Genomic DNA, 8700 nt, shown 5'->3' with positions numbered 1-8700 from the left:
CCTGTCATCTGGAACAACACCATCAGCAAGGTCGGCACGTTGGCCACCGCCACAGCCTCGCGAATCCTTCGTTCGTCCAGCCGCGAGGTCTCCGCCCCGACATCGGTGTTCGTCACTCTGTGTACTCCTTCGTGTTATCGGACGACGCCCACACTTCCTTGGCTTCGTCCAGCAAAGCGTTTCGAATGAGCTTCCCCGTCAAGGTTCGAGGTAACTCGTTATGTTTCATCACGATTCGGCCGGGAACTTTATAGGAGGCGATGTGATGGCGGCAGTAGTCGACCAGCGCGGCCTCGTCTGCGACGGCGGAGCCCTCGATGCGGACGAACCCGATGGCGACCTGTTCCTTGTCGGTGTCGTCGACCCCCACGACCGCCGCCTCCAAGACCTCGTCGTGAGTGAGCAGGAAGTCCTCCACCTCGAGCGGGGAGACGTTGATGCCACCGGTCCGGATCATCTCCGAGGCACGGCCGGCGAAGTGCAGCCTGCCGTCGTCGTCGAGTCGCCCTAGGTCACCGGTACGGAACGTGCCGTCTTCGGTGAACGCAGCGGCGGTCTCATCCGGCTGGTCGAGATAGCCGGACGAGACGAAGCCGGACACTGTGATCTCGCCGACCTTCCCTGCGGGCAGTTCGGCGCCGGTCTCCGGGTCGATGATCGAAACCTGGTTTCCGGCCAGCGGTGACCCCTGGGTCGAGCACTTCATTGCGAGTGGCCAGTCATACGGGGTGACCGTGGCGCCGCCGTACATTTCCGTCGACCCGTATGCGTTGCAGATGTCGCTCACACCCAGTTCTTCTGCGGCGGAGCGGACATCGGCGTCCGGGCCGATCGTCATCCCCCGTCGCAGACTCGCGGTGCGGGCGCGGGAGAACCCCGGATTCGCCAGCAGGCTACGGGTGATCGAGGGCAACGTGTAGATGGCAGTGCACTGGTGCCGCTCGATCTGCTCGAGGACTCCGCCTGCATCGAAGGTCTCCTGGAGGACGATCGTGCAACCGGTGACGAGGGCGACCATCAGTGCGTTGGCCCCGCCGTAGCTCCAGAAGAGCGGGACAGGCACCACGATTCGGTCCTCGGGTGTGATCCCCATCCGCTCGGCGACCTCCCGAGCATGGTCGATGGCATCGTGTTGTCCGAGCCGGACGGCTTTCGGCCTCGATGTCGAACCCGATGTGTAGAGAACCAGAGCGGTGCCATCGGTGTCGGTCTCGACGTCGGGGACGGCGCTGCCGCGACGATGTTCGCCGAGGTCTCGGAACGCGTACGCCCCCGCCGGGACCCGGTTTCCGATGATCACCACACCACGCAGTGCGGGGTAGGCCACGGAACGCCAACCTGGCCCGGCGGCACTCCACGCTTCGGGGACGAGTTCGCGGATCGTGGGCATCAGGTCGGTCGGGCCGAATCCATCTACTGTGATGAGCACCTCGCAGCGCGAGTGGGTGAGTAGATGATCGAGATCCCACCGCCGCGACCACGTCGCGAAGGCGGCCACGGTGGCTCCGACCGTTATCGCGGCATAGGTGGCGACGAGCCACTCTCTGCGGTTCGTGCACAACAGACCGACCCGGGTTCCCGGGCCGACTCCGATCGCGCGCAGCCCAGCCGCAGTCGACGCCACGGAGTCCGCGAGCTGACCGTGGCTGAGCTCTCCTTGTTCGTCGATGACGGCGGGCTGGGAGCGGCGTTGTCGTGAGGTGTCCTGAATGATCTCGGAGATCGACGCGGGCAGCGGCGTCTCGGCGGCGTTCATCGGTTCCTCCTGCGTGCAGCGCGACGGCGCGCGGCCACCGCGGCCGCATGCACCGTCTCCACCAGAGACGGATGTGGGTGGATGGTGGCCACCAAATCTTCGGCGCGGCAGCCGGTCTCGACTGTAACTGCGGCCTGGGCGATGAGATCACACGCGCTGGGGCCGACCATGTGTACCCCGAGCACCACGTCCGTCTCCGCGTCGACGACGATCTTCACCATCCCGTCGGCCTCGCCGAGCACCACAGCCCGCCCGGACGTGGCGAACGAGCTACGGCCCACTACTACCTCGTACCCCTGCTCCTCGGCCTGCTCCGCCGTCAGCCCCACGGCCGCGATCTCCGGATCGGTGAACGCGATGAGCGGCACCTGCGCGTCGAAGGCGCTCGGCAGCCCGGAGATCGCCTCGGCGGCCACGACTCCTTCTGCCATCGCCTTGTGGGCGAGCGCGGGTCCTTTGGTGATGTCCCCGATGGCGTATACGTGGGGCAGTGCGGTCCTGCCCTGCTCGTCCACGGGGATGTGTCCGGTCGCGGTCACTGCGAGTCCGAGCCTGTCGAGCTGCAGGTCGCCGGTGACCGGGCCGCGGCCCACGGCGACCAGGACCGCGTGCGCGGGAACCCGGTCGTCTGTGCCGTCCTTGCGGATCAGCAAGTCATCGGCCTGGACTCCGACGGCAGTCGTGCCGAGGCGGATGTCGATCCCCAGCTCGCCCGCGCGCTCGGTGACCACCTGCACCAGGTCGGGGTCGAATCCCGCAAGCAACCGGTCGGTGGCCTCGACAACGGTCACGCGAGTGCCGAAATGGGCGAACGCCATGCCCAGTTCCATCCCGACGTAGCCGCCTCCCACAACTACGAGCGAGGGCGGCACCTCGTCGAAGGCGAGCACTCCCGTCGAGTCGAACACCCGGATCCCGTCGACGGGCAGAGCCGCGAGCTCGACCGGTTGGGAGCCGGTGGCCAGGATCGCCTGCTCGAACCGAAAGTGCTGGACGTGATCACCGCTCTCGACCGATATCCGGTGCTCATCGAGAAAGAACGCGGTGCCGGACACCACCCGCACCCGGCCCAGGGTGGCGCTGACGCCCCCGACCAGCCGGTCGACGACCTGCTTTCGCCAGGCCTGCAGACCGGAAAGGTCGATTCTGGACTGCAGCTGTGGTCCCTGGACGGGAAGTCGTGCGCTACGGGCAAGGTCGTGCGCGGCGGTCGTGAAGACCTTCGAGGGAATGCATCCGACATTCAGACACACCCCACCGAGATCGCTCCGCTCGACGAGCAGCACCTCTTTGCCCAGCTCCGCGGCCCGGGCGGCGGCCGTGTACCCTCCGGGGCCGCCTCCCACCACCAGTACCTCGACGGGCTCGGCCATCTCTCCTACAACCATGTCATCCTTCCTCGACGAGAAGCTGCACCGGCGCCTCTAGCAGCGTGATCAGTGCCTGGCAGAAGCCGATCACGACGTCGCCGTCGACCAGCCTGTGGTCGGCGGAGTACGAGATCGGCAGCAACGTACGTGCGACAATTTCGCCGTCACGGACGACGGCCTGCGGGGTGGCGCGCCCGAAGCCCAGGATGCCGCCCTCGGGTGCGCGGATGATGGGTGTACCGAAGTTCCCGCCGAGCGGCCCGTGATTGCTGATGGTGAACGTGCCCTCCTGCATCTGCTCGATCGCCACCGTCCGGGTCCGTGCCGCGGCGGTGAGGGCTTCCACCTCGCGCGCGACGGCCAGCAGCGGCTTCCGGTCGGCGTCCTTGACCACCGGAATGACCAGACCGTCAGGCGTATTGACGGCAAACCCGATATTTCGCAATGCCCGCACGACGATTTCCTGGGCTGAGTCGTCGAAACTGGCGTTGGCCATGGGGAACTGGGCCAGCGCGAGCGCCGTAGCCTTCACCAGGAACGGGGTCAGTGTGAGACCGATTCCCTTGGCCTCGGCTCCGGGCAGCAGCGTCTTGCGCAGGGCGAGCAGATCCCCCACGTCCGCGTGGTGCATCGCGACGGTGTGCGGGATGTCGCGGAGTGCCCGGACCATCGCCTCCGCGGTACGCCGGCGCAACCCCCGGACCGGTATTCGCTGGTCTTCTGTGAGACGGGCCGGCTGGTGGGATCCGGACTCCGGAAGCGAGCGCTCGGTGGCTGCCGCCCCAGCGGGGCCGGAATTCTCCTGCGGCGACCCGTGAACAGCAGCGCGAACGTCGTCGTCGCTGATGCGTCCTCCGGGCCCCRTGCCCACGAGACCCTCGAGGCTCACGCCGACCTCCCTGGCGAGCCGCCGGGTCGCCGGCGTTGCCAGTGGCCTCTTCTGCACACCGGATCCGTGTGCACTCTGGGCAGTGTGATCGGCCGAGCCGGCCGGCGGCGCGCCTGCCCCGCCGTCAACGGACTGCGCCCGCTCGGCCGGCGTGGGGGCCGAGCCATCGGCGATGACGATGAGACGTTCGCCGACCTGGACCATGGCGCCCTCTGGTGCACAGAGTTCGGCGACCTGGCCGGTTGCCGGGGAGGGCATTTCTACCAGCGCTTTATCGGTTTCGATCTCGGCGACGGGCTGGTCCTCGACGACCTGATCTCCTGGGCCGACGAGCCATCGGATTATTTCCGCCTCTGCGATGCCTTCGCCGATGTCGGGCAAGTGAAAGGTATAAGACATGTATCGATCCTCAGAAGTGGACGGCAGCGCGGATCGCGCGCAAGATTCGCCTCGCGTCGGGGATGTAGTGATCCTCGAGCTGGGGCATGGGAAACGGGATGTCATATCCGCCGACGCGGGTGACCGGGGCTTCGAGGTGGAGAAAAGCCTCTTCGGCGACGGTAGCGGCGACCTCGCCGGCAAACCCGCCGGTGTAAGGAGCCTCCTGAACTACGATCGCTCGGCCCGTGCGCGCCACAGCCTCACGTATGGTGTCGCAATCGAGCGGGACAAGTGAGCGCAGGTCGATGACTTGCACATCGATACCCTGCTCAGCGGCAGCAGCCGCGGCCTCCATTGCGACCTGGACCATCGCGCTCCACGCGATGACGGTGACGTCGGTCCCCTCACGTGCGATGCGCGCCTTACCGAACGGGACGAGGTGGTCACCGTCGGGAACGTCGTCGCGCACAAGCCGATAGCCACGGAGCGGCTCGAGGACGAAGATCGGATCCGGATCCCGAATTGCAGTGGCCAGCAACCCCTTCATGTCCGCTGCCGTCGCGGGGGCGACCAACCGCATCCCGGGGTTGTGGGCGAAGAGCGCTTCGAAGGCGTCGGAATGCAGTTCTGGGGTACGTACGCCACCGCCGAAGGGCGCGCGAATGGTCACCGGCATTGTCAGAGCACCGTTTGTGCGATAGCGCATTCGGGCGAGCTGATTGCCGAGCTGATGGAACCCTTGCTGAGTGAAGCCGAGGAACTGCATTTCGACGACGGGCACCAGGCCCGAGCCGGCGAGCCCGACGGCGGCGCCGATTATCCCCGCCTCACTGGTCGGCATGTCGAAGACGCGGTCCGCCCCGAACTCCGTCTGCAACCGGTCCGTCGCACGGAAGACGCCGCCCGACTTCCCGACATCCTCGCCGAGCAGGACAACCCGCTCGTCGCGGCGCATCTCTGCCTCGAGCGTGCTGCGCACCGCTTCCACCATGTTCATGCCGGTCATCGGTTCTCCTCGATACTGCTACGCAGTTCTTCCTGCTGGCGACGTAGTCGCATATCGGGCTCTGCGTAGAGGTGGTGAAGCATCTGCCCGGGGTCGGGTGGCGGCGTGGCATCGAATTCGGCAACTGCCGTGGCGATCTGGTCGTCGCACCAGGCGATCGTGTTGGCGTCAGCGGTGTCGTCCCACTGTCCGAGGCCGACCAGGTAGGCCCGGAACCGGTGGATCGGATCAACCCCGGCTGCCCGCTCGTCGAAGTCGGCGGGTCGGTAGCGCTTGGGGTCGTCGGCTGTCGAATGGGCGCCGAGGCGATGGCATCGCGCCTCGATCAGTGTCGGGCCGTCGCCGGCCTCGGCGCGGGTCCGCGCATCCGCGACGGCTGTGTAGACCGCGAGCACATCATTGCCGTCGACTGCGATCCCCGGAAATCCGTATCCTGCTGCGCGCAACGCCACGGACTCTGCGGCCGATTGCTCATGCCACGGGATCGAGATGGCCCAGCCGTTGTTCTGGCACACCATGACGAGTGGCGCACGTTTGACGCCTGCGATATTGCACGCCTCGTGAAAGTCGCCCTCATTGGAGGCGCCGTCGCCGAACTGGGTCAGTACCACGCCCGGCTTGCCCTGCAGTCGCATTCCCCATGCGAGCCCGACCGCGTGAGGCAGGTGCGCGCCCAGCGCGACCTGCTGCGGCCACAACCGGCCGTGGGACGGCAGGGCCGATCCCGCGGGATGCCCCATCCGCTGCAGAAGGTAGGTGGACAACGGCAAACCCCAGTGCAGCATCGTGAGTTGTTCACGGTACTGGGGCACGAAGTGGTCTACTTCGGCATCCATCGCGTATGCCGTGCCGACCGCGGCGGCCTCCTGCCCGGACAGCGGCGGGTAGGTGCCGAGTTTCCCCCTGCGCTGCAAAGAAATTGCCTTCTGGTCCAGGCGGCGTCCAAGCATCATCAGGCGCAGCATCGCACGCTGGCGCTCCGGCTCGATCTGCGGCGGCTCCCCTACCAGCATTCCGTTCTCGTCGAGTATCCGCGCAGGCGTCAGCACGTGCGCTGACGCGCTTGCATTCGGCGTGTTTGTACCGTTCATGACGTCCTTTTCTGCCGTCGGGGACGGCGTCCGCGATGGCGGTCCGCACTCGCCCCCTCCGCGTCCTTGTCGGCCGCGTCTCGCTGGCGGCGCTGCTCCCCTCGGGATCGGACCGCGGCGATGGTCTTCGTAAATTCGAAATCGAATTCCTAACATCGAATACTCGTCGCTCGGGTACGCCATGTCAACCCTCTTTTCTTTCGCGGCACCCCAATTCGGTCTCGTGTATCGCCACATGCCGGCGAGCCGGAGGCCCGTGGGCCTCCGGCTTGCCGGCTAGCTATTGATCTGCGTGCCTGAATGATTCGGCCCGAACGGCAAGGACCGTACGCATCCCACCGCCACGAAGAGCATGGAGACCGAACCCTGCGAAAAGGCATGACCGTGTGTTCATGCCGATAAGACTCGCAATTGCGTGGCGAGTGCGACGGCGGTGATCTACCTGCCTCACTACCTGCATTTCCCACGCAGGTATGCCCGCGTGGATCCAGCAATGCATGCCGTGGGTTCAGTCTGGCCCGGCACGCACGAACCTATTTCCCTGCCAGCGCTTCGATCGCGCCGTCGTAGCAGCGGCGTGCTGCCTCGGCGGGTTCGAGTCGGGCAAGTTCGTCCGAAATCACCTCGACGGACACCGGCGCGGTCACACCGCCCTCGGTCACGGCGTCGACGAAACCGTCGAGGTCGAAGTCACCGGTGCCCGGCACCGCCCGATGGTGAAGGGTCTCCACCAGGAAGTCGGGATCGGCGGGATCCTTTGGACCGTCGTTGATCTGGATCATCGTGACTCGTCGAGACGGAATCGATCGCAGCATCTCGAGGTCGTTGGCTCCGCGCGTGTGGTGCCACGAATCGACGCAAAGGCCGGCATTGTCTCGGCCGGACTGCTCGACGATCGAGAGAGCCGTGCCGGCGTCCGGGATATTGGTCGTCGGCACGAACTCGAGAGCGATCTGCAGCCCGACGTCGGCCGCACGATCGCAGAGCGATGCGAATCGCTCCACGACGTCGGGTTCCAGATCCGTTCGGTCGAATGCCCCGACAGCTTGCAAGTGCCGTGCGCCGAACAGTTCGGCCATGGCCCAAAACTCGTTCAGGTCGTCGGGGCTGGTGTAGACGAGCCCACCGCCGAACGGCACGCCGGTCTCGGCCGTGGGAACGGCAAACCCGAATACTGCTTCGAGCTCGACGATCTCCAGACCGTTGTCGACCACGACGGCCTGGAGCTCCTTCGGGCTCATCCCCTCCGCGACGACCCGACGGTAGGTGTCCAGGCTGATGCCCAGCGCGTCGAAACCGGCGGCCGCCGCCACCTCGATGCGTTCTCGAAAGCTGGCCGTCGTCACAGTGGTCATGTTGGCCAGCACCACGTACTGCTGGCGACCATTTACCTCGATCATTCCCTTACCCGCTACCGAAGAACCGGCTCGGGGGCGCCCGCCGCGGACCCGCTGATCGACCATTTCTCGACGTCACCGCTGCGCGAGAGCGGCGGTTCCTTGTGCCAGACGCCATCCTTCATGATGCCGGTGAACGTCGACTGATTCTGCAGGATCGCGATGTCCTCCAATGGGTCACCATCGAGAACCAGCAGGTCGGCGAGGTAGCCGGCCTTGATGCAGCCCAAATCGTCCGGTTGGAGCATCAGCTCGCCACCGAGGCGGGTTGCAGACTCGATGGCCTCCATCGGGCTGAACTCCAGGAAGTTGACGAAATGCTCCAGGTCCCGGGCGTTGTTGCCCATCGGGTTCCAGGGCACGAAGTAGTCACCGCCGGGCAACACTCGAACTCCGCGCTTCTTGAGCTCGATCATGTTCGCGATCAGGCTCTCGAGCTGTTCGTCGAGACCCATCGAAGCAGTGACTTCCGGGGTCAGCCCCCAGTCGCCGGCCTCGTACCTCGACGTGTGGAGGAAGCCGAAGGCCGGGGCCACGAAGTGCTTGTCCTTGTTCTCGGCCACCAGGTCGAGACCTTCCTCGTCGGTGAAATCGGCATGGAAGATGATCTCGATGCCGTGGCGGACGCACATCTTCACCGATTCCGCGCTTCGGGCGTGCGCCGCCACGCGTTTTCCGCGAGCGTGGGCCACCTGGCACGTGGCGGCAACCTCCTCGTCGGTCATGGTGGTCATGCGACCTTTAGCATATGGAATGAACTCGTCACCAGAGATGTCGAGCTTCATGTGGTCGACGCCTTCACGCATGTAC

7 protein-coding genes are annotated in these 8700 nt (G+C 65.9%); all 7 read right to left on the bottom strand.

The genetic code is table 11. The annotated features are described in order from the left end of the window. Nucleotides 1–112: 112 nt before the first annotated feature. The gene (locus AC1DWT_RS47485; protein ID WP_206012532.1) at nucleotides 113–1756 is read right to left on the bottom strand and encodes a class I adenylate-forming enzyme family protein; all 1644 of its coding nucleotides are present in this window, start codon (nucleotides 1754–1756) and stop codon (nucleotides 113–115) included. Further along, nucleotides 1753–3144: a dihydrolipoyl dehydrogenase gene (lpdA, locus tag AC1DWT_RS47480; protein ID WP_206012533.1), complete on the bottom strand. Its 1392-nt coding sequence runs from the start codon at nucleotides 3142–3144 to the stop codon at nucleotides 1753–1755. The genes AC1DWT_RS47485 and lpdA overlap by 4 nt, the downstream gene beginning before the upstream one ends. 1 nt (nucleotide 3145) lies before the next feature. Beyond that, the gene (locus tag AC1DWT_RS47475) at nucleotides 3146–4414 is read right to left on the bottom strand and encodes a dihydrolipoamide acetyltransferase family protein (RefSeq protein ID WP_477925925.1); all 1269 of its coding nucleotides are present in this window, start codon (nucleotides 4412–4414) and stop codon (nucleotides 3146–3148) included. 10 nt (nucleotides 4415–4424) lie between these two features. After that, complete coding sequence (locus AC1DWT_RS47470) at nucleotides 4425–5402, bottom strand: alpha-ketoacid dehydrogenase subunit beta (protein WP_072941363.1); 978 nt, start codon at nucleotides 5400–5402, stop codon at nucleotides 4425–4427. Further along, nucleotides 5399–6676, bottom strand: a complete 1278-nt coding sequence (locus AC1DWT_RS47465; protein WP_206012535.1) for a thiamine pyrophosphate-dependent enzyme — start codon at nucleotides 6674–6676, stop codon at nucleotides 5399–5401. Before AC1DWT_RS47465 ends, AC1DWT_RS47470 begins: the two co-directional genes overlap by 4 nt. 350 nt (nucleotides 6677–7026) lie before the next feature. Next, the gene (locus AC1DWT_RS47460) at nucleotides 7027–7893 is read right to left on the bottom strand and encodes a sugar phosphate isomerase/epimerase family protein (protein WP_206012536.1); all 867 of its coding nucleotides are present in this window, start codon (nucleotides 7891–7893) and stop codon (nucleotides 7027–7029) included. An 11-nt stretch (nucleotides 7894–7904) separates the two neighbouring features. Then, a partial coding sequence (locus AC1DWT_RS47455) for an amidohydrolase family protein (RefSeq protein WP_477925924.1) occupies nucleotides 7905–8700 on the bottom strand: 796 nt, incomplete at its 5' end.

This window comes from Rhodococcus sp. P4_B6 (genome assembly GCF_056402215.1).
This window is presented reverse-complemented; position numbering and strand designations above follow the sequence as displayed.

Bases quoted from the DNA above. Each gene is read 5' to 3' on its own strand.
- AC1DWT_RS47485 (WP_206012532.1), bottom strand. From the start codon at position 1,756: ATGAACGCCGCCGAGACGCCGCTGCCCGCGTCGATCTCCGAGATCATT.
- lpdA (WP_206012533.1), bottom strand. From the start codon at position 3,144: ATGGTTGTAGGAGAGATGGCCGAGCCCGTCGAGGTACTGGTGGTGGGA.
- AC1DWT_RS47470 (WP_072941363.1), bottom strand. From the start codon at position 5,402: ATGACCGGCATGAACATGGTGGAAGCGGTGCGCAGCACGCTCGAGGCA.
- AC1DWT_RS47465 (WP_206012535.1), bottom strand. From the start codon at position 6,676: ATGGCGTACCCGAGCGACGAGTATTCGATGTTAGGAATTCGATTTCGA.
- AC1DWT_RS47460 (WP_206012536.1), bottom strand. From the start codon at position 7,893: ATGATCGAGGTAAATGGTCGCCAGCAGTACGTGGTGCTGGCCAACATG.